Genomic DNA, 26,492 nt, shown 5'->3' on the forward strand with positions numbered 1-26,492 from the left:
CCGGCCGGGAGCCGGGAACGACTGCTGGGGAGGCTCGGCCACCGTGTCCGGTTCTGAAGAAGTCGTGGCGTACTGGCGGCAGTTGCTCACACCGCTCCCCCAGGAGACGGCGCTGCCCGCAGACCGGCCCTACCCGCCGGCCGCGACGGCCGAGCGTGCGGTCCGGACGCGGCCTCTGGGGCTCGACGCCCCGGACGAGACCCTGCTCGGTGCGTATGCCGCACTACTGCACCGCTACAGCGGCGCCCCCGAGGTGACCGTGGGACACGGCGGAATGCCCGTGCGCGTCACCTGCGACGGCGAGCCCGCATTCGACGAGCTCGTACGGCGCGCGGCGGCGGCCCGCGACGAAGCCGAGGCCCACCCGATCGAGCTCACCGCCCTCGTCGACGAGCTGCGCCCCGAACCGACGCGCGGCGGTGGCCTGTTCTTCAACACCGCGTTCGCCACCGCCTCGCGGCCGTTCACCGGGGCACCGGGCCCTGTCGACCTGATGCTGGAGGTACTGCCGGGCGAGGTACGGGCGGTCTACCGGCCCGACCTCTTCGAGGACAGCACCGTCGACCGGCTGCTCGGCCACTACGCCACCGTGCTGGCCGACGGCCTGGAGCACCCCGCAACTGCCGTCGGCGCCCTGACACTGATGACACCGGACGAGTACCGGCACGTCGTCGTGGAGTGGAACGCCACGGAGCACACGGTGCCTTCGGCCACCTGGCCCGAGATGTTCGCCGACCAGGTGCGCCTGCGCCCCGACGACATCGCCCTGGTCTTCGAGGACGAGCGGCTGACCTACGCCGAACTGAACGAGCGGGCCAACCGGCTCGCCCACGCCCTGATCGCCAGGGGCGCCGGTCCCGAGCGCATCGTCGCGCTGGCCCTGCCCCGCTCGGCCGAGCTGATCGTCGCCGAGGTCGCCGTGCTCAAGTCCGGCGCCGCCTACCTGCCGATCGACCACGACTACCCGGCCGACCGGATCGCCTACATGCTCGGCGACGCCACGCCGGTGTGCCTCGTGACGACGGCGGACACGGCTCAGGACATCCCCGAGCACGAGGGCATGGCGCGTGTGGTGCTCGACTCCCCCGCCGACGTGGCCGAGTTGGCGGGCCGCCCGGTCCACGACCCTGCCGACGCGGACCGCGGCGGAGCGCTCACCGTCCTCAACGCCGCGTACGTCATCTACACCTCGGGATCGACCGGCCGGCCCAAGGGCGTCGTCCTCGCCCACAGCGGTGTGGCCAAGCTCGTGGCCACCCAGAGCGAACGCTTCGGCATCGGCCCGCACAGCCGCGTCCTGCAGTTCGCCTCGCCCAGCTTCGACGTGGCCTTCTGGGACCTGTGCCTCGGCCTGCTGTCCGGCGGCCGTCTCGTCGTCGTCCCGGCCGAGCGCCGGGTGCCCGGCGCACCGCTCGCGGAGTACGCCCACGACAACGGCATCACCTTCATGATCCTGCCGCCCGCCCTGCTCGCGGCCATGCCGGAGGACGTGCACCTCCCGGCGGCCGCCACCCTGCTGGCGGGCACGGAGCGGGTCTCCCCCGAACTGGTCGGCCGCTACGCACGCGGCAGGATGATGTTCAACGCCTACGGCCCCACCGAGGCGACCACCAACTCCACCCTCGGACTGTGCGACCCCGACACCCCGGCCGGATCCGTGGTCCCCATCGGCGGCCCCGACCCGGGCACCCGCGCCTATGTGCTGGACGCCCGTCTCCAGCCGGTCCCGGCGGGTGTACCGGGTGAGCTGTACCTCGGCGGGGCCGGACTGGCCCGTGGCTACCTCGACAGGCCCGACCTCACCGCCGAGCGGTTCGTCGCCGACCCCTTCAGCGACCCCGGCACGCCGGGCGAGCGGCTCTACCGCACCGGCGACCTGGTGCGCTGGAAGGCGGACGGGCGCCTGGAGTTCCTCGGCCGCGCCGACACCCAGGTCAAGATCAGGGGCTTTCGCATCGAGCCGGGCGAGATCGAGTCCGCACTGCGCCGCCACCCCGCCGTGGACCAGGTCACGGTGGTCGCGCGCGAGGACCGGCCGGGCGACCGGCGCCTCGCCGCGTACGTCGTGCCCTCGCTCGACGCCCGGCCGGGCCACGACGAGACCGAGCAGGTCGAGGAGTGGAAGGACCTGCACGAACTCCTCTACGGCGCCGCCGGGTCCGAAGGTTTCCGCGAGAACTTCGCGGGCTGGAACAGCATGTACGACGGCCTCCCGATCCCGGTCGCAGAGATGCGGGAGTGGCGGGACGCCACCGTGAACCGCATCCTCGAACTCACAAGCCCCCGCCGCGTCCTGGAGATCGGCGTCGGCAGCGGTCTCCTCCTGTCGCGCATCGCACCCGGATGCGAGACCTACTGGGGCACGGACGTCTCGCACGAGGCGGTGCGGGCGCTGCGCGCCCAGATCGACACCGTCCCGGAGCTGTCCGGCCGGGTCGAGCTGAGCGCCCGGCCCGCGCACGACACCGACGGACTGCCCGAAGGATTCTTCGACACCGTCGTCATCAACTCCGTGGCGCAGTACTTCCCGAGCTCCGACTACCTCGCCGACGTCCTGCGCAAGGTGTCCTCGCTGCTGGCGCCCGGCGGCCGCGTGTTCGTCGGCGACGTGCGCAACCTGCGCCTGCTGCGCACCCTGCGCGCCGCCGTGGAGGCCCGGCGCGCCGACGGCGAGGGCGAGACGGACAAGGCCGCGCTGCGCGCCGCCGTCGAGCGGTCCGTGCGCTGGGAGGGCGAGCTGCTGCTCGACCCCGACTTCTTCGCCGGGCTCGACGGTTTGGACGCCGAGGTACGGATCAAGCGGGCCGGCCACCACAACGAGCTGAGCCGCTATCGCTACGACGTCGTGCTGCGGCTCGGCGACCCCGCGCGCACCGCACCCGCCGAGCAGGAGGTCCACTGGTCCGAGGCCGCGGGCATCCCCGAGGTTGCCGCCCTGCTCGCGGACCGGCCCGGCCGGCTGCGGCTGACGGCGGTGCCCAACGCCCGCCTCACCGACGACCTCTCCGCGCTGCGGCGGCTGGAGGACAGCAGCCGCCCGGCCGCCGTCGGCGTGGACCCGGAGGAGCTGCACGCCGTGGGTGCCGAACACGGCTACCGCGTGGCCGTCACCTGGAACGGTGACGCCGACGAGGGCTCGCTGGACGCCGTCTTCACCCGGAGCACGGACACCGGCGGCGCTGTCGACGGGCTCTACCGTCCCGGCGGCCGGTGCCCGCACGCGAACCGGCCCGTTCCGTTCCGCGACGTCGGCGCGCTGATGAAGTCCCTGCGCGCGCACGCCGCCGAATGGCTGCCCGACTACATGGTCCCCTCCGCCTTCGTCCCCCTGCACGTCCTGCCGGTCACGCCGAGCGGCAAGCTCGACGCCAAGGCCCTGCCCGTACCGGACTACGGGGCGCTCAGCTCCGGGCGACTCCCGCGCACAGCCCGCGAGGAACTGCTCTGCCGCCTGTACGCCGAGGTGCTCGGCCTGCGCTCGACAACCGTCGACGACGACTTCCTCGCACTGGGCGGCGACAGCATCACCGCCATCCAGCTGCTGGTCCGCGCCCGGGAGGCCGGACTGCGGCTGACACCCCGGGACGTCTTCCGCCACCGCACGGTCGCGGCGCTCGCCGAGGTCGCCGTCGACCTGGCCGAGACCCCCGCGGACACCGCTCGCTCCCCGCTCGTGGAGCTCTCCCCCGGCGAACTCGCCGAGATCCAGGGCTCCGAGCCGCTCGCGGTACGGGAGCTGTTGCCGCTGACGCCCCTCCAGGAGGGCTTCTTCTTCCATGCCCTGGTCGGCGGGCCCGGCGACGACGCCTACGTCGTCCAACAGGTGCTCGACCTGTCGGGTCCGGTCGACGGCGGGATGCTGCGCCGCGCCGCGCAGGCGCTGCTGGACCGGCACGCGCCGCTGCGTGCCGGCTTCCGTCAGCGTTCCGACGGCACCCCCGTGCAGATCATCGTCGGGGACACCGCACTGCCGTGGCGCGAGGTCGACCTGTCCGCGCAGGACGGCGCGGTACGCGAGACGCTGGCGGAAGCGGTGGCCGCGGACGAACGTGCCGCACGGTTCGACCTGGGCCGGCCGCCGCTGGTGCGCTGCGCCCTGGTCCGGCTGGGCGCCGAGCACTGCCGTCTGGTGCTGACGTTCCACCACATCGTCGCGGACGGCTGGTCGTTGCCCGTGCTGCACCGCGAACTCATGGCGTACTACGGCACACCCGAGCCCGGCCTGCCCGCGGTCACCCCGTACGCCGACCATCTCGCCCGGCTCGCCCGCCAGGACCGGGACGCCGCCCGTGACGCCTGGCGCTCCGCGCTCGCCGGGGTCGACGAACCGACGCGTCTGGTCGCGTCGCCGCCGGACGGCGGGCCGCTGCGGCCCGGGCAGGTCCGTGTGGAGCTGTCCGAAAGGACCACCGCGCTGCTGGCCGAACGGGCACGCGAGCACGGTGTCACGCTCGGCACCGTGGTCCAGGCGGCCTGGGGGCTGCTCATCGGGCGAATGACCGGACGCCACGACGTGGTGTTCGGCACGACCGTCTCGGGCCGCGACACCGAGGTCGCCGGCATCGAGTCCATGGTGGGACTGTTCATCAACACCCTGCCGACACGCTTCCGCTGGCAGGCCGCGGAGACACTCGCCGCTCTGCTCACCCGGCTCCAGGACGAGCAGGCGCATCTGCTCGACCATCAGCACCTGGGGCTCGCCGAGATCCAGCGCATTGCGGGCCCGGCGGGCAGCGGCGAACTCTTCGACACTCTCGTCGTGTTCGAGAACTACCCGTCCGACGGGGACCTGCGCGACGCCTCCGGCTCGGTGCGGATCACCGGCCACGCCTTCCACGACGCCGTGCACTATCCGCTCGCCCTCATCGTCAAGCCGGGCCGCAGGCTCGACCTGCGGCTCAAGCACCATGCCGGACGCCTCGACGCCGACACCGTCCGCGCCCTGGGCGACCGGCTGGCGCGGATCCTGGAGACGGTCGCGGCCGACCCCGGGCCGGCGGCCGCATCGGTGGACCTGCTGTCCCCGCGGGAGTGGGAGGCTGCCACGAGCGCCGGGGACGAGCACACCGTCCCGTCGACCACCCTGCCCGCGGCCGTCGCCGAGCAAGCCGCCCGCACACCGAACGCCACGGCCGTCGTCTTCGAGGACGAACGGCTGACCTATGCCGAACTGGACGCCCGGGCCGAGGCGTTGGCCCACCGGCTGAGCGCCCTGGGCGCGGGCCCCGAATCCTTCGTCGCGGTCGCCGTACCCCGCTCGGCCGAGCTGATGGTGGCACTGCTCGGCGTCCTGAAGTCGGGCGCCGCCTATCTGCCGGTCGACCCCGACTACCCGGCCGACCGCGTGGCCCACATGCTCGCCGACTCCGGTGCGGCACTGGCCGTCACCGTGCCCGGCACCGCGGGCACTGTGCCGCGGACCGATGACCTCACCGTGCTCGTGCTCGACGCGGAGACCCACAAGGTGCCGGAGCGGGACGCGTCCGTCCGGGTGTCGCCGGCCGGACCGGACGATCCCGCCTACCTCATCTACACCTCCGGCTCGACCGGCCGCCCGAAGGGCGTCGTCGTCACCCACCGCGCCATCGTCAACCGTCTGGCCTGGATGCAGGACGCCTACGGGCTGCGGCCCGACGACCGCGTGCTCCAGAAGACGCCGTCGAGCTTCGACGTCTCCGTCTGGGAGTTCTTCTGGCCGCTGCTCCAGGGCGCGGCCGTCGTCCTCGCCCGGCCGGACGGACATCGCGACCCCGCCCATCTCGTCGATCTGGTCCGTGAACAGCGGGTCACCACACTCCACTTCGTGCCGTCCATGCTGGACGCGTTCCTGCGGGCGGACGAGGTCACCGGGGATCCCGCCTGGTCCGCTTCGCTGCGCCGTGCCTTCAGCAGTGGCGAGGCGCTGCCCGTGTCCGCCGCGGCGCGGTGGCAGGCGCTCACCGGCGTACCGTTGCACAACCTGTACGGGCCCACCGAGGCCGCCGTCGACGTCACGCACCACACCTACGACGGGGACCAGGGCCCCACCGTGCCCATCGGACGACCGGTGTGGAACACGGGCCTGCGTGTGCTCGACACCTGCCTCCGGCCCGTCCCCGACGGAATCGCGGGAGAGCTGTATCTGAGCGGTGTGCAGCTGGCGCGCGGCTACCACGCCCGCCCCTCGCTGACGGCCGAGCGGTTCACCGCAGATCCGTACGGCCCGCCGGGGAGCCGGATGTACCGCACCGGGGACCTGGTGCGACGCCGGGCGGACGGTGTGATCGAGTACCTGGGCCGCACCGACCGTCAGGTCAAGCTGCGCGGCAATCGCATCGAACTCGGCGAGATCGAGGCGGCCCTGGTACGCGAGCCGGAGGTCGCCCAGGCCGCCGTGACGGTCCGCGACGACGCGCTGGTCGCCTACGTCGTGCCCGCAAGCGACACAGGCCCGGACGCGGCAGGGCTCCGTGAGGCCCTCACCGCCGTGCTTCCCGCTCCGATGGTGCCAGGCGCCTTCGTCGTCCTCGACGCCCTGCCGCTCACCCCGAGCGGCAAACTGGACCGGGCCGCGCTGCCCGCTCCGTCGACTGTACGCGCCGCCGCCCGCGCCCCGCGTGATGCCCGCGAACAGGTGCTGACGGAGATCTTCGCCGCCGTGCTGAAACTGCCCGAAGTGAGCATCGACGACGACTTCTTCCTGCTCGGCGGCGACAGCATCAGCTCCATCGGCGTCTCCAGCCGCGCGCGCCGCGCCGGGCTCGCGCTGAGCCCCCGCGACATCTTCGAGCACCGCACCCCGGCGGCGCTGGCCGCCGCCGCAACGGTCGGCGAGGACGGGTCCGCCGACGGGACGGCCGCCTCCGCCTTCTCGCTGACGCCCGAGGAGCGCTCCCGCGTGGAGCGGCTCGCGCCGGGCCGGATCGAGGACGTGTGGCCGCTCGCGCCGCTCCAGGAAGGCCTGTTCTTCCACTCCACGTACGACGACAGCGCGCTGGACGTCTACACCGTGCACGAGTCGTTCGACTTCGCGGTACGCGTCGACGCCGAGCGTCTGCGGACGGCCGCCCGCGCGCTGCTCGACCGCAACCCGAGCCTGCGCGCCGGTTTCACGAGTGAAGGACTGCGCGAGCCCGTGCAGTTCATCGTCCGCGATCCGCAGATCCCGCTCGAAGAGGTCGACCTGTCCGCGCTCCCGGCCGCCGAACAGGACGTACGGCTGAGCGCGTTGATGGACGAGGAGCGCTCCCGGCGCTTCGACCTGACGCGGCCCCTCCTCTTCCGGATGCTGCTCGTACGCCTCGGCGACGACCGGGGCGACCGGCTCGTCGTCGGCCGCCACCTCATCCTGTGGGACGGCTGGTCCGCCTGGCTCTTCCTCGACCAGCTCTTCGCGCTGTACGAGAGCGCGGGCGATCCCGCCGGGCTGGAGCGTCCCGGTTCGTACCGTGACTATCTGACCTGGCTGGAGCACCAGGACGACAGCGAAGCCACGGACGCCTGGCGCCGCGCCCTTGACGGCCTGGAGGAGCCCACGCTCCTGGTGCCGTCGGCCGCGGACCGCGGACTGGAACCGGTGATCCCCGAGCACTTGGAGACCGTGCTCCCCGCAGGGTCGGGCGCACGGCTGCGGGAGTGCGCGCGACGCCACGGCCTGACACTCAACACGCTGCTCAACGCGGCGTGGGGACTGACGCTCGCGAGCGCGACAGGCCGCAGTGACGTGGTGTTCGGCACCACCGTGGCCGGACGGCCCAGCGAGGTGCCGGACGTCGAGAACGTGATCGGCATGTTCCTCAACACCGTCCCCGCGCGCATCGCCTTCGACCCGCGCGAACCGGTCCTGGACCTGTTGCGCCGCGTCCAGGGCGAGCGGCTGGAGCTGATGCCGCACGAATACCTGGGGCTCGGTGTGCTCCAGGCCGAGACGGGTCACCGGCGGCTCTTCGACACGCTGTTCGTGCTGCGCAACGCAGACACGGACGAGCGCCTCGCCGAACTGCGCGAACGGCACGGCGCGACCGCCGTGGCCAATGTGGATGCCACCCACTACCCGGTCAACCTCGTCGTCACCCCCGGCGAGAGTGTCCGCGTCACCCTCGCGTACCGTCCCGACCTCGTGGAGGGGCCCGATGCCCAGGCCCTGCTGGACCGCTTCGCCCTGTGGCTCGACCGGCTGGTCGCCGACCCGTCGGCGCCCGTCGGTTCCCTCGATCCGCTGCTGCCCGCCGAGGCCGCCGCGCTGACCCACGAGGACGCGGCAAGCCGCGAGCCGGTGCCGCACGAGACGGTGGCCGACATGCTGGCCGCCCAGGCGGCTCGGACCCCGGACGCCACCGCCCTCGTCTTCGGGCAGCAGGTCCTCACCTACGCCGAACTCGACGCGCGCTGCAACCGGATGGCCCGGCTGCTGATCACGCGCGGCGCAGGCCCCGAGACGGTCGTCGCCCTCGGCCTGCCGCGCTCCGTCGACATGGTGGTGGCGCTGTTCGCCGTGCTGCGCACCGGCGCCGCCTATCAGCCGCTGGAGCTGGACCACCCGGCCGACCGGCTGTCGCTGATGCTTCAGGACGCCCGGCCGCTCCTGCTGCTGTCGAACGCGGCCGTCTCCGGGACCCTCACGGGCACGGTCCCCCGGGTGCTGCTGGACGATCCCGGCACCGCCGCCGAACTGGCCGACTGCTCCGCCGCCCCCGTCGAGGTGCGCTTCAGTCTGGAGCACCCGGCCTACGTCATCTACACCTCCGGCTCGACTGGCCGCCCCAAGGGCGTCGTCACGCCGTACCTCGGTCTGACGAACATGCAGCTCAACCACCAGACGGAGATCTTCGCCCCCGCCATCGCGTCGGCGGGCGGGCGCCGACTGCGCATCGCGCACACCGTCTCCTTCGCCTTCGACATGTCCTGGGAGGAGCTGCTGTGGCTCGTCGAGGGACATGAGGTGCACATCTGCGACGAGGAACTGCGCCGCGACGCCACCGCGCTCGTCGCGTACTGCGAGACGCACCGCATCGACGTCGTCAACGTCACGCCGACCTACGCACATGTGCTGATCGAGGAGGGTCTGCTGGAGGGCCACCGCCCGCCGCTGGTCCTGCTCGGCGGCGAAGCGGTCACCGAGACCGTGTGGAACACGCTGCGGGACACGGAGGGGACGTACGGCTACAACCTGTACGGGCCCACCGAGTACACCATCAACACACTCGGCGGAGGTACGCACGACAGCGCGACGCCCACCGTGGGCCGCCCCATCCGCAGCACCCGCGCCCGCATCCTCGACACGTGGATGCGGCCGGTGCCGGACGGGGTGGCGGGTGAGCTGTACATCGCGGGTGTGGGTCTGGCGCGCGGCTACCTCGACCGGCCCGGTCTGACCGCCGAGCGCTTCGTCGCCGACCCCTACGGCCTGCCCGGCGAGCGCATGTACCGGACCGGCGACCTGGTGCGCCGCCGCGCGGACGGCAATCTCGACTTCCTCGGCCGCACCGACGACCAGGTCAAGATCCGCGGCCACCGGGTGGAGCTGGGCGAGATCGAGACGGCGCTGGCGCAGCATCCGCAGGTCGCGCAGGCCGCCGTGGTCGCCCGTGACGACACGGCGGCTCCCGGCACCCAGCGCCTGGTGGGCTATGTCGTACCGGCCGAACCGGACGACGAGGCACGGGAGACGGCCGAGCGCGAGCAGATCGGCGAGTGGCAGGAGATCTACTCCGCCGAGTACAGCGAGATCGGCACCGCGGTCTTCACCGAGGACTTCGCGGGCTGGGACAGCTCGTACGACGGACAGCCCATCCCGCTGGAGCACATGCGCGAGTGGCGCGCGGCCACCGTGGAGCGGATCCGCGAGCTGCGGCCGAAGCGCATCCTGGAGATCGGCGTCGGCTCCGGTCTGCTGCTCTCACAGCTCGCCCCCGACGCCGAGTCCTACTGGGCCACCGACTTCGCCGCACCCGTGATCCGCAAGATCGGAGAGGACCTGAAGGCCGATCCGGAGCTGGCGCACAAGGTGGAATTGCGGTGCCAGCCGGCCGAGGTCACCGACGGGCTGCCGACGGGCTTCTTCGACACGGTCGTCATCAACTCCGTCGTGCAGTACTTCCCGAGCCTGGATCATCTGCGCAAGGTGATCCGCGGCGCGATGGGGCTGCTGGCACCGGGCGGCGCGCTGTTCCTCGGCGACGTACGCGATCTGCGACAGGCCCGTGTGTTCCAGACAGGTATCCAGCTCGCCCGCGCGGGCACGGACACCGATCCGGAGGCCCTGCGCCGGGCCGTGGACCGGGGCCTCGCACTGGAGAAGGAGCTGCTTGTCGACCCGGACTGGTTCGCCACCCTCGGTGTCGGCGCCGAGGTGCGCACCAAGGCGGGACAGCACCACAACGAGCTGACGCGGTACCGGTACGACGTGGTGCTGTACGACGACCAGTCGGCACCGGATGACGCACTTCGGCTGAACGACGCCCCGATGCACGAGTGGTCCGGGCCCGGCGCGCTGCTTGCCGGCCTCGAAGGACTGGAGCTGCTTCGGGTACGGCGGATTCCGGACGCGCGGACGGCGGGCGACCTCGCTGCGATGCGGGCGATCGACGCCGGGCGGGTGCCGGGGACGGTGTCGGCGGGTGTAGAGCCGGAGGAAGTGCGCTCGCTGGGCGCGGCCCACGGTCACCGCGTCCTGACCACCTGGTCGGACGAGCCGGGCTTCTTCGACGCGGTCTTCGTACGGGGTACGGCCTACCGGCGCACAGCCGACCTGCACCTCCCGCGCCCGGACAGTGGCGTCGCCCCGTACGCCAACACTCCGACCGCCACACGCGGCAGCGGGGCCCTCGTACGGCGGCTGCGCGACGACCTGGGTCAGCGGCTGCCCGGCTACATGGTCCCGGCCGCTTTCGTGGTGTTGCCCCGGCTGCCGATGAATGACAACGGCAAGCTCGATGTGCGGGCGCTACCGGATGCCGAGCCTGCGGTCGCCCTGTCGGAGGGGCGGGGCCCGGAGACTCCCGTCGAGGAAGTGCTGTGCCGGCTCTTCGCCGAGGTGCTGGGGCTGCCCCGCACCGGTGCGGAGGACAACTTCTTCGACCTGGGCGGCCATTCCCTGCTCGCGACCCGGCTGATCAGCCGGGCCCGCACCGAGCTGGGCGCGGAACTGGCCATCCGCGACCTGTTCGAGGCGCCCACCCCCGAGGTGCTGGCATTGCGGGCGGAGGACGGACGGCCCGCGCGGCCCGCGCTGCGGCCGGTGTCCGAACGGCCCGCGCGCATCCCGCTGTCGGCGGCCCAGCGGCGGCTTTGGCTGGTGGAGCGCCTCACCGGCGGCGGTGTCGCCTACAACTTCCCCCTCGTCTTCCGACTGCGCGGCGAGCTGGACCTCGACGCGCTGCGGGCGGCGCTGGGTGACGTGACAGATCGTCATGAAGGTCTGAGGACACGATTCCTGGAGTCGGACGGCGAGCCATATCAGTGGATCGTGCCGCCGGGCCGGGCCAAACCCGACTTCCAGGTCGCCGATGTCACCGAGGGAGAGCTGGCGGCGCGCATTGAGGCGGCTCAGCGGCGGCCGTTCGATCTGAGTGCGGAACTCCCCGTACGGGCCGAGGTATTGAGGCTCGACCCCAGCGAGCACGTGGTGGCGCTGGTGCTGCACCACATCACCACCGACGAGTGGTCGGACCGGCCGTTCCTCGGTGATCTCACCAACGCGTACCGGGCCCGTCTCGAGGGCCGCCCCCCGGAGTGGGCGCCGCTGCCGGTCCAGTACGCCGACTACACCCTGTGGCAGGACACGCTGCTCGGGCAGGTCGGCGAAGCCCAGCTGGCCCACTGGACCGAGTACCTGCGCGAGCTGCCGGAGGAGCTGTCGCTGCCTCTCGACCGGCCCCGGCCGGACGAGCCCACCGGACGTGGTGGCAAGGTCCGCCTGGACCTCGCCGGCGACACCGGCCGCGCCTTGCGCGAACTGTCCGGCGCCACGAACACCAGCATGTTCATGCTGTTCCAGGCGGCCACGGCGGCGATGCTGCACCGGCTCGGCGCCGGGGACGACATTCCGCTGGGGGCGCCCATCGCGGGGCGCACGGACAACGCGCTCGACGACCTGGTCGGCTTCTTCGTCAACACGCTCGTCCTGCGCACCGACCTGTCCGGCAGCGAAGGGCATCTCACCTTCCGTCAACTCCTGTCGCGAGTGCGGGAATCCGCCTTGAAGGCGTTCGAGAACCAGGACCTGCCCTTCGACCACGTCGTCGAGGCTGTGAACCCGCCCCGGGTCGCCGGCCGCAATCCGCTCTTCCAGGTCATGCTCGGCTACCACTACCGGCCCGACGGCGACCCGGATGTGCTCGGCATGCCGACCGAGTGGTTCGACATGGACACGGGCATGGCCAAGTTCGACCTCCACTTCACCTTCGTGGACGAGGTGGGCCAGGACCGCCTCACCCTGCTGCTGGAGTACGCACTCGACCTGTACGACGAGACGACGGCCCAGCGGCTGGCCCGCCGCCTGGTGCGACTGTTGGAGCAGGTGGCCGCCGACCCCGACCTACCACTACGGGATGTGGAAGTCCTGGAGGCAGCCGAGCGGGAGTCGGTGCTCGTCCGGTGGAACGACACCCGGCACGACGTACCGGCAACGACCCTGCCGGAGCTGTTCCGCGCGCAGGTGGCGCGGACGCCGGACGCACTCGCTCTCGTGGATGACGAACAGCGGCTGACGTACGCCGAGTTGGACGTGCGGGTCGACCGGACTGCACAGGTCCTGGCCGGAATGGGCGTGGGCCCGGAGCGCACGGTGGCGGTGGCGTTGCCGCGTTCCGTGGACCTCGTCGTCGCCCTGCTGGCGGTACACCGCGCAGGCGGCGCCTATCTGCCGCTGGATGCCGATCAGCCACGGGAGCGACTCGCCCTCATGCTGGAAGAGGCACGGCCTGTGTGCGTCATCGAGGACGCGCTGCCGCAGGGCCCGGAAGGTGAACTGCCCTCCGTGTACGACCCGTTGAGCCCCGCCTACGTGATCTACACCTCCGGCTCGACCGGCCGCCCCAAGGGTGTTGTCGTCCCGCACGAGGGCATCGTCAACCGGCTCCTGTGGATGCAGGACGCATACGGCCTCGGACCCGAGGACCGGGTGCTTCAGAAGACCCCGTCCGGCTTCGACGTGTCGGTGTGGGAGTTCTTCTGGCCGCTGATCACCGGGGCCACGCTGGTGGTCGCCCGGCCGGAAGGCCACAAGGATCCGGCGTACCTGGCGGCGCTGATCCGCGAACAGGGCGTGACGACCACACACTTCGTGCCGTCGATGCTCCACGTGTTCCTGGAGGAACCGGCCGCCGCCCGGTGCACGAGTCTGCGGCGGGTGATGTGCAGCGGTGAGGCACTGCCCCTACCGGTGGCGGAGCGCTTCCACGAGGTGCTCTCGGCCGAGCTGCACAACCTGTACGGGCCGACGGAGGCCTCCGTCGACGTCACCGCCGGCCAGGTGGTTCCCGGGGCCGACCGGGTGGTGATCGGGCGTCCCGTGTGGAACACCCGGGCCTATGTCCTGGACGCGGCGCTGCGACCGGTGCCGCCGGGCGTTGCGGGTGAGCTGTATCTGGCAGGCGTCCAACTCGCCCGTGGCTACCTCGACCGCCCGGTCCTCACGGCCGAGCGATTCGTCGCGGACCCGTACGGCGGCCCGGGCGCCCGGATGTACCGCACGGGCGACCTGGCCCGCCGGTGGCCGGACGGCACGCTCGACTTCCTCGGCCGCACCGACCACCAGGTCAAAATCCGTGGCGTGCGCATCGAGCCCGGTGAGATCGAGGCCGTGCTCGCCCGGCACGAGTCCGTGGCCCACGCGGTCGTCGTACCGCACGAGCAGCGGCTCGCCGCGTACGTCGTCCCCGCCACCGGAGAGGGCACCGACTCGGAGACGCTGCGGGCCCACACCGCAGCGGCCCTGCCCGAGCACATGATCCCCGCGGCCTTCGTCGTCCTCGACGCGCTGCCGCTGACGCCGAACGGCAAGCTGGACCGCCGGGCGCTGCCCGCGCCCGACTTCGCGGCGGCGAGCGGTAACGGCGGCCGGGCGCGCGATCCCCGTGCGGAGATCCTCTGCGGTCTGTTCGCGGACGTCCTCGGCGTGGACCAGGTCGGTGTGGACGACGACTTCTTCGCCCTGGGCGGCCACTCACTGCTCGCCATGCGGCTGGTCGCCGGGCTCCGGGCGGCGTTCGGGGCCGACGTGTCGCTGCGTACGGTGTTCGACGCGCCGACGGTGACCCGGCTCGCACAGCGGTTGGCGGGGGGCTCCACGGCCGATGTCCGGGCCCGGCCGGCGCTCGGGGTGCGGACGCGTCCCGAGCGGCTGCCGCTGTCCTCCGCGCAGCAGCGCCTGTGGGTGCTGTACCAGGTGGAGGGCCGGAGCGCGACGTACAACATCCCCTCGGCCTGGCGGCTGACCGGTGAGCTGAACGTCGAGGCGTTGCGGGCGGCGGTGCACGATCTGGTCGTCCGGCACGAGACGCTTCGCACGATCTTCCCCGACGAGGAGGGGCGGGCCTACCAGCGGGTGCTGGACGCGGACGAGGTGCGCGTGCCGTTCGAGGTGGAGGACACGGACGCCGGTCAGCTGCCCGAGCGGCTGGCCCGGGCGGGCGCGTACGGCTTCGAGCTGGACCGTGAACTGCCGTTGCGCGTCGATGTGTTCCGGACGGGCCGTGAGGAATGGACGCTGCTGCTCCTGCTGCACCACATCGCCGGTGACGAGTGGTCGGAAGGGCCGCTGAACGGGGACCTGGCGGCCGCCTACGGAGCCCGTACGGCGGGACGGACGCCCGAGTGGTCGCCGTTGCCGGTGCAGTACGCCGACTACACGCTCTGGCAGCGGGACGTCCTCGGTGACGAGAAGGACCCGGAGAGCCTGGCGGCACGTCAGATCGCCTACTGGCGGCAGGCGTTGGCCGGGCTGCCGGAGGAGCTGGCGCTACCCGTCGACCGGCCGCGTCCGCTGGAATCGACCTATCGGGGTGGCGCTGCCGACCTGTCGCTCGACGCCGACCTGGCTGCGGAACTGCACCGGTTGGCGCGCGACAACGGCGTCAGTGTGTTCATGGTGATGCAGGCCGCCGTGGCGACCCTGCTCAGCAGGCTGGGTGCGGGGCATGACATCCCGATCGGCAGCCCGATCTCCGGGCGGACGGACGCGGCCCTGGAGGACCTGGTCGGGTTCTTCCTCAACACGCTGGTGCTGCGGACGGACACTTCCGGTGAGCCGACGTTCCGGGAACTGCTGGCCCGGGTGCGCGAGACCGACCTGGCTGCCTTCGACCACCAGGAGGTGCCGTTCGAGCGGCTGGTGGAGGTCCTGAACCCGGCTCGGTCGCTGGCCCGACACCCGCTGTTCCAGGTGATGGTGGTGTATCTGGCGGCCGGCGGAGAGGACACCGGGCTGCCCGGGCTGCGGGCCCGCCGGGACGAAGTCGTCAACACCACCGCGAAGTTCGACCTGTCCTTCGACTTCGTGGAGCGCGGTGACGGCAGCGGTGTCGACGGTGTGCTGGAGTACAGCGCCGACCTGTTCGACGAGGCGACCGCCCGGTCGTTCGCCGACCGGCTGCTGCGCATCCTGCGGGCCGTGGCGGCCGACCCGGACCTTCCGGTCGGCCGGATCGGCATCCTGGGCGACAGCGAGCGCCGCAGCATCCTCCACGACTGGAACGACCGGCCGCTCACGGCGCGGCCGACCACCGTGCCCGCCCTCTTCGAGGAGCAGGTGCGCAGGTCCCCCGACGCGCCCGCGATCGCCTCGGACGGCATGGAACTCACCTACGCGCAGGCGAACGCCGAGGCCAACCGGCTCGCAAGGCTGCTCGTGGCGCACGGCGCCGGACCGGAGCGGTTCGTCGCCCTGGCCCTGCCGCGCACGGCCCACACCCTGCTGGCGATCATGGCCGTGCACAAGGCGGGCGCGGGCTATCTGCCGCTCGACCCGGACGGGCCCGACGACCGCACGCTCGACATGCTCGACGACGCCGATCCGGTGCTCGTCCTCAGCACCGCCGCACTGGCCGGTGAACTGCCCGCCGGTTCTGGCGTCCCCGTGCTCGTGGTGGACGACCCCGCGACCGCGGCACGTGTCGCCGCCCAGGGCACGAGCGACCTCACCGACAGCGAGCGCATGGCCCCGCTCGTTCCGCAGCATCCCGCGTACGTCATCTACACCTCCGGTTCCACGGGCCGACCCAAGGGCGTGGTGGTCACCCACGAGAGTGTGGGCAACCTCTTCCACAGCCACCGGGAAACGCTGTACGAACCGGCCGTCGCGGCCACCGGCAGGCGTCACCTCCGGGCCGGCCACGCATGGTCGTTCTCCTTCGACGCCTCCTGGCAGCCGCAGCTGTGGCTGCTCGACGGGCACTGCGTCCACGTGGTGTCCGAGGAGGTCCGGCGCGACCCGGAGCTGCTCGCGAAGGCCGTCGTCGACCACGGATTCGACTTCCTGGAGGTCACGCCGTCGTTCTTCGCGCAGATGGCGGAGACCGGGCTTCTGCGGGACGGACGCTGCCCGCTCTCGGTGGTCGGCGTCGGCGGGGAGGCCGTACCGACCGCACTGTGGGAGCAGCTCGCGGCCCTGCGCGGAACCGAGGCGTTCAATCTGTACGGGCCGACCGAGTCGACCGTCGACGCCCTGGTGGCACGGGTGCGGGACAGCGAACGGCCGCTCGTGGGAAGGGCGGTGGCCGGCACCAGGGCGTACATCCTGGACGCCTCGCTGCAGCCGGTGCCCCCCGGTGTCACGGGTGAGCTGTATCTGGCGGGCGGCGGCCTGGCCCGCGGATATCTGGGCAGCCCGGCGCTCACGGCGGAGCGGTTCGTCGCCGACCCGTTCGGCGGGCCGGGCTCGAGGCTGTACCGCACCGGCGACCTGGCGCGCTGGACGGCCGAGGGCCGGATCGACTACCTCGGCCGCGCCGACGATCAGGTCAAGATCCGCGGCTTCCGCATCGAACTGGCCGAGGTCGAGTCCGCTCTCGCCGCTCATCCGGCAGCCGGACAGGTGGTCGTGACGGCACGTCAGGACGGCCCCCGCAAGCAGCTGGTGGCGTACGTCGTCCCGTCCGCCGGTCAGTCACCGGATCCGGGGCAGCTGCGCGGCCATCTCGCCGCGCGGCTGCCGGACTACATGGTCCCGGCGGCCGTGGTCCTGCTGGACCGGCTGCCGAAGCTGCCCAACGGCAAGCTCGACCGCGCCGCACTGCCCGCCCCCGACTTCTCCGCCGTCTCCTCGGGGCGGCAGCCCGCAACACCCGTGGAGAAGGCCCTGTGCGCGGTCTTCGCCGAGGTGCTGGGGCTCGAACAGGTGGGCGCGGACGACGACTTCTTCACGCTGGGCGGCGACAGCATCGTGGCCATGCAACTGGTCAGCAGGGCCCGCGCGGCAGGTGTGCGGATCACACCGCGGCTGGTCTTCCGGCACCGCACGGTGGCAGGGCTGAGCACGGTCGCCGAGCTCACCGGCACGGACCACCCTGCGCACACCTCCGACGACGGCACCGGCAGGGTGCCCCTCACACCGGTCATGCACTGGCTGCGGGAACTCGGCGGCCCCTTCGGGAGCTACCACCAGGCGGCACTCGTCCGCACTCCCCCGGATCTGGACAGCACCGCTCTGACCGCGGTGCTCCAGGCGCTGGCCGACCGGCACGACCTGCTGCGAGCCCGGCTCGTGCGGCCGTCCGCCGACGACACCGAGAACTGGGTCCTGGAGGTTCCGGAGGCCGGGCGGCTCGACGCCGGTTCGTGGACCGAGCGGGTCGATGTTGCCGGTCTGGACGCCGAGAGCTTGCGTTCGGCGGTCGCGGAGCACGCACACATCGCCCGGGCCCGTCTCGACCCGGACGCGGGCGACATGGTCAGGGCCGTGTGGTTCGACGCGGGCACACAGCCCGGACGTCTGCTGCTGATGGCCCACCATCTTGTCGTGGACGGTGTGTCCTGGCGGGTGCTCCTGCCGGACCTGGCCGCTGCCTGGCAGGACGTGGCGGCGGGCAGGCCGGCGCGGCTGGAGCCCGTCGACACGTCGTTCGCGAGCTGGTCAAGGCTTCTGTCCGAGCTCGCGCAGGACCCGGCGCGGGAGGCCGAACTGCCCACCTGGACAGCCGTACTCGACGGCGGCACGGAACCGTTCCCCCTGGCACGGGAGCTGGACCCGGCACGCGACACGACAGCGTCGATGCGCGAGCTGGACCTTCGCATGCCGGCCGGACGCACGGGACCGCTGCTCTCCAACGTCCCGGCCGCGTTCGGCGCCACGGTCAACGATGTGCTGCTGGCCGGCCTCGGGCTCGCCGTTGCGGACTGGCGCCGTCGCAACGGGGGCAGCGACACGTCGGTGCTGGTCGACCTCGAGGGCCACGGCCGCGAGGAGGAACTCGCCGGGGACAGCGCGAACCTGTCCCGCACGGTGGGCTGGTTCACCAGCGTCTTCCCCGTCCGTCTCGACCCCGGACCGGTCGACCTGGCGGACGCCTTCGCCGGCGGCCCGGCCGCCGAGGAGGCGGTGGCGCGCGTACGGGAGCATCTGGCCTCACTGCCGGCGAACGGCGTCGGCTACGGCCTGCTGCGCCATCTCAATCCGCGCACCCGCGAGGTACTGGCGCAGCGGGAAGCGCCCCGGATCGAGTTCAACTACCTGGGCCGCTTCGGCATCCCGGAGGCGGCGGACTGGTCGTACGCCCCGGAGGAGGACGTGGCCGACATCGGCCCGGAGCCCACGATGCGCGAGGGCCACGCACTGAACATCAACGTCGTGACCGAGGACCGCGCGGACGGCCCGGTGCTTGCCGCTCACTGGTCCTGGCTGGAGGGCCTTGTCTCCCGGGACACCGTCCAGGACCTGGCCGAGACCTGGTTCCGGGCACTGGAAGGACTCTGCACCCGGGCGTCCCGCATCACCCCCGACAACTGACCGACCCACACCATCCGTACCGAGGAGAAGGACACCATGAGCAACCCGTTCGAGAACCCCGAGGGCGTCTACTCGGTGCTGGTCAACGACGAGAACCAGCACAGCCTGTGGCCGGACTTCGTGGACGTCCCGGCCGGATGGACCGTGGTCCACGGGCCTGCGTCCCGGCAGGAGTGCCTGGAGTACATCGAGACCCACTGGACGGACATGCGCCCGACGAGCCTCGCCCGGTCGATGGACGGCTGAGGCCGCGGACGCGGGACAGCAAAGGAAAGGAGCCTGGCCGCGAGAGGACTCGCGGCCAGGCTCCGGTGCTTCCGGCTCGTCGGCCCGGTCTGCGGGCGTGCGGGCTCAGGAGGCGGGCTGCTCCACCTTCGTGGCCGGCTTGCCGTCGACAGCTGCCGCCAGCTGCGGCACCAGGCGCTCGATGACGTACGGCAGGCTGAGGACGGACACGAAGGACGTCGCGTTGCCGTAGTCGCCGGTCTCGGGGATGTAGACCTCGCGGCCGGTCTTCACCACGTTCAGGTCGCCGTACGAGGCGTCCTTGTGGAGCTTCGCGGTGTCCTTGGCGACGTCGCCGACGATCCAGACGATCGCGTCCTGGTCGAGCAGGTCGGTGCGCTCCTTGCTGATGTTCGCGCCGAACTTGTCACCGATCGCGGTGTCCAGGCCCTCGGGCAGCTTGAAGCCGAGATTGGTGAGGATGCGCGAACGCGGGTCCTGGCTGCCGAAGACGAACATGCCCTCGTACGGGGTCGCCATCACTCCGGTGGCGTTCTTGAACTCGGGGTGCTGCGTGGCGGCGGCCGCGAGCTTGGCCTCGACGTCCTCGACGGCCTTCGTGGCCTCGGCAGGCTTGCCGATCGCGGTGCCGACCTTCTTCGTCAGCTCCTGCCACGGGATGCCGTAGTCGTTGTACTCCTTGGGCTGGGCGACGACGGGAGCGAACTTCGACAGGGACGCGTACTGCTCCTTGGTGAGCCCGCCGTACAGCGCGAGGATCAGGTCCGGCTTGAGGGCCGCGATCTTCTCCACCTGGGGTCCGGTGCCCGTGTCCTTCAGCACGGTCGGCACGGCCTCGCCGCCCAGCTTGTCCGCGGCCCACGGGCCGATCGCGCCCTTGTACTCGCCGAGCCACTCGGTGGTGCCGACCGGTACCTTGCCGAGCGCCAGGACGGCGTCCTGGTCGGTGAGTCCGACAGTGACGATCCGCCGGGGCTCGGACTTGATCGTGGTCTTCCCGTACTTGTGCGGGATCGTCACGGGGAAGGCGGAGTTGCCGGACGCGTCCTTGCCGGTGGATCCGGACGTGTCCGATCCGGAGTCGCCGCCGCAGGCGGTGGCGGTGCCCAGGAGCAGCAGGACGGAGGCGAGCGCGGCAGCGAGCCGGGCGGCTCTGAGGGTGCGGGCCATCGGTGGTCCTTCGGTTCGGGTTCCTGTGGAGCGGTGACGTGCGGGGGGTGGGTTCTACGAGCCGTTGTCTCGGCTGTCCGACCACGCCGCCCACAGGGCGGCGTAACGACCTTCGGCGTTGCGCAGTTCTTCGTGGGTGCCGGTCTCGACGATCCGACCGCCGTCCATGACGACGATGCGGTCGGCGGTCGCCGCCTGGGTGAGGCGGTGCGCCACGATCAGCGCGGTACGGCCGTCCACCGCGCAGGCGACGGCTTTCTCCAGGGCGCGTGCGCCGGTGCTGCCGGCCTCGGCGGTGGCCTCGTCGAGGATCGCGACGGGCGGATCGGCGAGGATCAGCCGGGCGAGCGCGAGTGCCTGCGTCTGGGCGCTGCTGAGCCGGTGTCCGCCCTCGCCCACCACGGTGGCCAGGCCGTCGGGCAGCGCTTCGGCCCAGCCCAGCGCGTCGACCCGGTCGAGTGCGCCGCGCAGTTCGCCTTCGCTCGCGCCGGGCTTGGCCAGCCGGAGGTCGTCGGCGAGCGATCCGGCGAAGACATGGGTCTCCTGGGTGATGAGGGCGATCGTGCGGCGGGTCGTGGCGGGTCCCAGCTCGTCGAGGAGGGCGCCGCCGAGCCGCACGGTGCCGGACGACGGCCGATGGACGCCCGCGATGACCTTGGCGAGGGTGGTCTTGCCTGCCCCGCTCGCCCCGACGAGGGCGACCCGCTCGCCGGGCCGCAACGTCATGTCGATTTCGTGCAGGACGGGATGTCCCGGCTCGTACGCGTGGCCGAGGCCGGTCACGGTGATCGAAGCGTCGCGCGGCGTCGCGGGCCTCCCGGGCTGTTCGGGGAGCGGCTGGTCGGCCACCCCGACGAGGCGGGCGAGGCCGGCGGCGGCCGACTGGGCGTCGTCGATGAGCACAAGGGCGGAGTTGATGGGGGTGAACAGGCTGTGGAAGTACAGCGCGGCGGCCGTCGCCGTACCGAGCGACGCGCTCCCTTCGCGCACCAGCCAGAAGCCGGTGCCGAGGACTGCGGCGAGCCCGATGAACTCGCCGAGGTGCAGGCGGCTGTAGAAGCCCAGTACGAGCTGGACACCGCGCATGGTGAGCTCGACCACGGACCAGGAGCGCCTGCCGACCCGCTCGGTGTGCTCCCCCTCCAGCCGGTACGCCTGCACGGTGGTGCTGCCGCCGATGGTGTCGAGCAGTTGCTGCTGCTGGGCGCCGTTGGCGATGCGCTGCTCGGCGTAGAGCGGTACGGCCCGCCGGACGTACCAGCGTGCCGTGTACACCTGGACGGGGACGGCGAGGAGAGCGGCGAGCAGGAACCTCCAGTCGAGCACCGCGAGGGCGCCGAGGGTGAGAACGATGGCCAGCAGTGAACGGGCCAGCTCCGGAAGGGCGTTGCGGACGGCGTCGGCGATGAGGGACACGTCGCCGGTGACGCGTACGGTCAGATCGCCCGCGCCCGCCTTCTCCACCTGCTCCAGGGGCAGGCCCAGGGCGCGTTCGACGAACCGCTCGCGCAGCCGGGCCAGGACGGTTTCGCCGAGCCGGGAGATCAGGGAGAGTCCGAGTCCCGTGGTGAGCCCCTGGACGACTGCGACAGCCACCAGCAGCACCACGGTCGTGGTGATCGCGTCCGGCGGCCTGCGGTCGGCGGCCAGGTCGACGACGCGTCCGAGCAGGGGCTGGACGAGCAGTCCGACGGACGTCGCGCCGACCATTACGGCGAAGCCGGCGAGAGCCGGCAGCCGGTGCGGGCGCAGGAGTTCACCGACGGCGGCACGCGTGCGTACTGCGGTGGCGGTCGGCAGCAGTTGACGGGCCGGCTCGCTGTGCCGGTCGCTCTGCTCGGCGCTCGTGTGTTCCTCGTTCTGCGGATCCGTCTGTCGCTGTGTCATGAGAGCACTGCCGAACGGTAGGAGATGCGGTCGCGGACGAGTTCGGCGTGCGTGGCGCCGGCCGTCACGTGCCCGCCTTCGATGAGGACGACCCGGTCGGTCACCGCGAGGAGTGCGGGGCTGGTGGTCACCATGACGGTGGTGCGGTGCCCGCGGATCTCGCGGATCCCGTCGGCGATCCTGGCCTCGGTCACCGCGTCGACCGCGGTGGCCGGGTCGTGCACCACGAGGACGGGGGTGTCGGCCGCCAACGCCCGGGCGAGCGCCACCCGCTGGCGCTGTCCTCCGGACAGGGAGCGCCCGCGCTCGGTCACCGCCGTGTCGCCGCCCTGGGGCAGTGTCCGGGCGACCTCGTCCGCGCCCGACGCGGCGAGCGCCGGCCCGATGTCGGAGGCGGGGGGTGCGGCGGCGGAGACGTTGGTGACGAGTGTGCCTTCGAAGAGGTCGGCGTCGTGTTCGGCGACCAGGATCACGGTGCGGATCTCCGCGGGGTCGAGGGTGGTGAGGGGCACGCCGTCCAGTTCGACCGTGCCCTCGTCGGGGTCGGCGCGCCGGGCCAGGCAGCGCAGCAGCGCAGTCGCGTCGGCCGGGTCGGGGGTGACCACTCCCACGATGTCGCCGGGTGCGATGTCGAGGTCGAGGTCTCGGAGCGTGCCGTACGTGACGCCACGCAGACGGATCCTGCCGTCGACCGGCTGCGGCAGCCGGCCGCCGCCGGGGAGCACCGCTGCGTCCGCGGCGAGCACGTCGGCGATCCGGGCCGCGGAAGCGCGGCCCTGCGCCAGTTCCGAGTTCACCCAGGAGAACTCCGACAGCGGGCCGAGGAGGAACAGGGCGAGCCCTACCGCCGATACCAGTTGGCCGAGGCTGATGTCGCCCTGTGTGGCGAGGCGTCCGCCGACGAGGGCGACAAGGGCGATGAACACGCCGGTGAGAGCGAGCACCAGCCCGTTCTGCCAGGCCCGCGCGCGTGCGGCGCGCAGGGTGGCTGTCAGGGACGCGCTGCTGGTGTGGCGGTAGCGTGCGACGGCGGCGGACTCGGCGCCGATGCCCTTGAGTACCCGAAGTCCGGCCACGAGGTCGGCGGCGATGCCCGACGCCTGTGCGGCACGCTCCTGTTCGGCCTCGCTGCGGCGCTCCAGCGGCTTGCTGAGCAGATGGCCGAGCCACAGCAGCAGGGGCGTGCCGAAGAGCACCACCAGACCGAGCGGGAGCGAGATCTGCACGAGGACCACCGCGCTGACGAGCAGCCCTGTCATAGCCGAGACGCCGACGATCACGGCCATGTTGACGGCGCCGACCCGCTTCGCGTCCTCGGTCGCGATGTTCGTGAGCTCACCGGGAAGCCGTCCGCTGTCCGCGCCGCCCATAGGGGAGAGAATGCGGCCGACGAGTTCGGTCCTGAGCCGGTGCGCGGAGGTCTCGGCGGCGCGTTCTCCGGCGCGCGCTCCGAAGCGGAAGCTGAAGGACAGTCCGACGTAGACGACGGCCAACGCCGCGATGCCCAGGAGGAGTCCCCCGCTGTCGCTCTCGGCGACGCCCTGGTCGATCACGACGCCGATGAGCACCGGGACCAGCGCTTCACCCGCCTGATGCCCCGCTCCCAGCACGGAGCCGAGGACGACGTCGCGGCGCTGCCTCATGACGGCGCGCCGCAGAACGTGCCGCCCCGACAGGCCTGTTGCCCCCACCGCACCCCTCCGGACGTGCTTGGCGTGCCTCATGGACCTAGGTCGTGTCCGCAGGGTCTCGTGCCGTCCGCGACGGGCGGACGACGGTACGTTGCGGACGCTCCCGAGCACGAGAACTTAGGTAAGGCTAGACTAACTGGAGGCTGATGGACCACCTTTCGGCGAAGACGGCCACAGCTTCGCCGGTCGCGCACAGGGGCCGGACAGCGCCCCTCAGCCGCATTCCGGGCGGGCGGAATCCCGAGGAGCGTGCACACCTCTCCCGCCGTCGAGACTGACCAGCCGGTAGTGGTGCTCGTACTTGGATTTCCCGCGCCGGTCGGCCCTCTTCGACCGCGCCCGCCTGGCAGCCGCCACCAGCGCCCCGACCTCGGGATTCTCCCTGCGCAGCCGGTAGAGCGCGCTCTTCGACATTCCGACGAGCGCGGCCGCGGGCCCGTGAAGCGCTCCACCGCGCACGGCCGTCAACAGCACACGAAGGGAGGCCGGGTTCAGCGCCGAACCCGAGTCCGGGTCGTGGGCGCGGGCCATGGAGGTCGCGGCGGCCATGGCCGCCGCGAAGGAGGGGTCCTGCGCCTGCCAGGCGCGCAACAGCCGCTCGGAGACGCCGCCACGGCGCAGCCTGGCGGGCCCAGACCGAGCGCGGCCGCCCGGACCGCGTCGGCCATCCGCGCGGCGGTCTCCTCACGCAGACTCGGAGTGCTCCGCAAGGCATGGAACAGGGCCCGGTCGACATCCTCTTGCGCATCCAGGTCCGCCACCACACGATCGGCCCACGACTCCAGCCGTTTCGCGGGGTCAGCTCGTCGGTCATCCACTCGCCAACACCTTCTTAGGTTAGCCTCACCTAAGCATAGTCCGGAGCGAGATGACGACCCGTTCGAAGGAGAGGATCTCTTCGTGCTCTGCACCAGGTTGACCAACGCCCGTGTCATCACGATGGACCCGGCCCGCCCCACCGCCCGGGAGATCGGCATGTGGCGGGGACGCATCGTGGGCCTGGACGAGGAAGTGGCCGGACTGCCCGCCCGGCGTGTGCTGAACCTCGACGGGGCGACCGTGCTCCCGGGTTTCATCGACAGTCATGTGCACCTCGCCTGGACAGGGCTCAAGGCGCAGGTGCCGAGTGTCGCTCCGAGCAGTCACGTCGACGACGTCCTCGACGCCGTCTCGCGCGCCGTGGCCGACACACCGCCGGGCAGCTGGGTGGACCTGGGCGGATACGACCAACGCCCCCTCGACCGGCCGCTGGGCGCCAAGGAACTGGACGCCGTGAGCCGGGGACGCAAGGTGTACCTGGGGCACATCTCGGGCCATGCCTGCCTGGTGAACACCGCAGTCCTGGAACTTCTCCCGAAGGAAGTCGCGCACACGGACGGCTTCCTGGCGGAGGAGGCCATGGGAGCGGCGCTCCGACTGAGGCCGCCGCACTCACTGGCCGAGCTCGCCGGCGCGATCGGGACAGCTGCGCGGATCTGCCGCAGCGAGGGGGTGACGGCATGCGTCGAGGCGGGCATCGGAAGCGAGCTGTTCGCCCACAGCCCCGTGGAGGCCGCTGCGTACCAACTCGCCCACGAGTCGGGCAGGTTGCCGGTACGGCTGCAACTGATGGTCGCGGCGGACGCCCTGAAGCCTGTCACCACCGCGCAGGAGGACCTGACGTCCCGCGCCTTCGGGCTGGGGCTGCGCACCGGATTCGGGGACGGCCGGCTCTCGCTCGGCGCCCTGAAGATCTTCACCGACGGCGGCATGATGGCGCGCACCGCCGCACTCACCGAGCCCTACCGGGGCACGCAGTCGGCCGGACAGCTCCAGCTGCCTGCCGAGCAGTTGGAGGAGAGGATCGTCCAGGGCCATCTGGCGGGGTGGCAGCTGGCGGTACACTCGATCGGCGATCGCGCAGTGGACGTGGCACTGAACGCGCTGGAGCGAGCCCAGCGCCTGCACCCCCGCCCCCACGCCCGGCACCGCATCGAGCACGCCGGCCTCGTGCGCCCGGACCAGCTTCCCCGGTTCGCCGCGGTAGGGGCCACCGCGGTCATCCAGCCCAGCTTCCTCCGGTACTTCGGCGACGACTACGCCGCGATCATGGGCGAGGAACGTGCGCCGTGGCTCTACCGCGGCCGGGGCTTCCTCGACCACGGCATCCGCCTGGTGGGAAGTTCGGACCGCCCCGTCGCCGACGGCGCGCCGCTGCGTGCGATCCAGTTCATGGTGGAACGGGCATCGGAGTCGGGGCAGGTGATCGGTCCGGCCGAAGGCATCGGCGTGGACGAGGCGCTGCGCGCGTACACCACGGACGCCGCGTATGCCTGCCACTGGGAGGACAGCGCAGGGAGCCTCGCCTCCGGAAAGCGTGCCGACCTCGTTGTCCTGGGGGATGATCCGCGGCGTGTGGCCACGTCGAGGATCGGGGAGATCGAGGTGGTGCAGACGTTCCTCGAGGGGAGCGCGAGCATGTGACCGCAGCTCATGGGCCGTTGCCGGGCAACCGGCGCCCCGCCGATGGCCCGGCCCGCCGTTCGGGGCCTCGTGAACGTCCCGCCGATCCCCTCGGCCCGACAGCATCGCGG

General features: G+C 72.1%; 7 protein-coding genes. 3 read left to right on the forward strand and 4 right to left on the reverse strand.

Translation table 11 applies throughout. The features are described 5' to 3' along the window. Window positions 1-43: 43 nt before the first annotated feature. On the forward strand, window positions 44-18,925 hold the full coding sequence (locus AC067Z_RS29660; protein WP_478792709.1) for an amino acid adenylation domain-containing protein: 18,882 nt from the start codon (window positions 44-46) through the stop codon (window positions 18,923-18,925). Window positions 18,926-18,961: 36 nt separating this feature from the next. Next, complete coding sequence (locus tag AC067Z_RS29665; RefSeq protein ID WP_478792710.1) at window positions 18,962-19,171, forward strand: MbtH family protein; 210 nt, start codon at window positions 18,962-18,964, stop codon at window positions 19,169-19,171. A gap of 105 nt (window positions 19,172-19,276) precedes the next feature. Here AC067Z_RS29665 and AC067Z_RS29670 read toward each other — a convergent pair whose 3' ends face one another. The 4 genes from AC067Z_RS29670 to AC067Z_RS29685 form a co-directional block, all read right to left on the reverse strand. After that, window positions 19,277-20,341, reverse strand: coding sequence for an iron-siderophore ABC transporter substrate-binding protein (locus AC067Z_RS29670; RefSeq protein WP_478792711.1), 1,065 nt, complete (start codon window positions 20,339-20,341; stop codon window positions 19,277-19,279). A gap of 54 nt (window positions 20,342-20,395) precedes the next feature. Next, on the reverse strand, window positions 20,396-22,228 hold the full coding sequence (locus AC067Z_RS29675) for an ABC transporter ATP-binding protein (RefSeq protein ID WP_478792712.1): 1,833 nt from the start codon (window positions 22,226-22,228) through the stop codon (window positions 20,396-20,398). Beyond that, on the reverse strand, window positions 22,225-23,871 hold the full coding sequence (locus tag AC067Z_RS29680; RefSeq protein WP_478792713.1) for an ABC transporter ATP-binding protein: 1,647 nt from the start codon (window positions 23,869-23,871) through the stop codon (window positions 22,225-22,227). The genes AC067Z_RS29675 and AC067Z_RS29680 overlap by 4 nt, the downstream gene beginning before the upstream one ends. 261 nt (window positions 23,872-24,132) lie before the next feature. Next, on the reverse strand, window positions 24,133-24,510 hold the full coding sequence (locus AC067Z_RS29685; protein ID WP_478792714.1) for a hypothetical protein: 378 nt from the start codon (window positions 24,508-24,510) through the stop codon (window positions 24,133-24,135). Window positions 24,511-24,819: 309 nt separating this feature from the next. Here AC067Z_RS29685 and AC067Z_RS29690 point away from each other — a divergent pair, with 309 nt between their 5' ends. Continuing rightward, window positions 24,820-26,382 (forward strand): amidohydrolase, encoded by a 1,563-nt coding sequence (locus AC067Z_RS29690; RefSeq protein WP_478792715.1) that lies wholly within the window; start codon window positions 24,820-24,822, stop codon window positions 26,380-26,382. The last annotated feature ends 110 nt before the right edge of the window (window positions 26,383-26,492 follow it).

Source organism: Streptomyces sp. NPDC043812 (assembly GCF_056436245.1).

Excerpts from the sequence above, each read along its gene's own strand:
- AC067Z_RS29665 (WP_478792710.1), top strand. The coding sequence starts at position 18,962 with ATGAGCAACCCGTTCGAGAACCCCGAGGGCGTCTACTCGGTGCTGGTC.
- AC067Z_RS29670 (WP_478792711.1), bottom strand. The coding sequence starts at position 20,341 with ATGGCCCGCACCCTCAGAGCCGCCCGGCTCGCTGCCGCGCTCGCCTCC.
- AC067Z_RS29675 (WP_478792712.1), bottom strand. The coding sequence starts at position 22,228 with ATGACACAGCGACAGACGGATCCGCAGAACGAGGAACACACGAGCGCC.
- AC067Z_RS29680 (WP_478792713.1), bottom strand. The coding sequence starts at position 23,871 with ATGAGGCAGCGCCGCGACGTCGTCCTCGGCTCCGTGCTGGGAGCGGGG.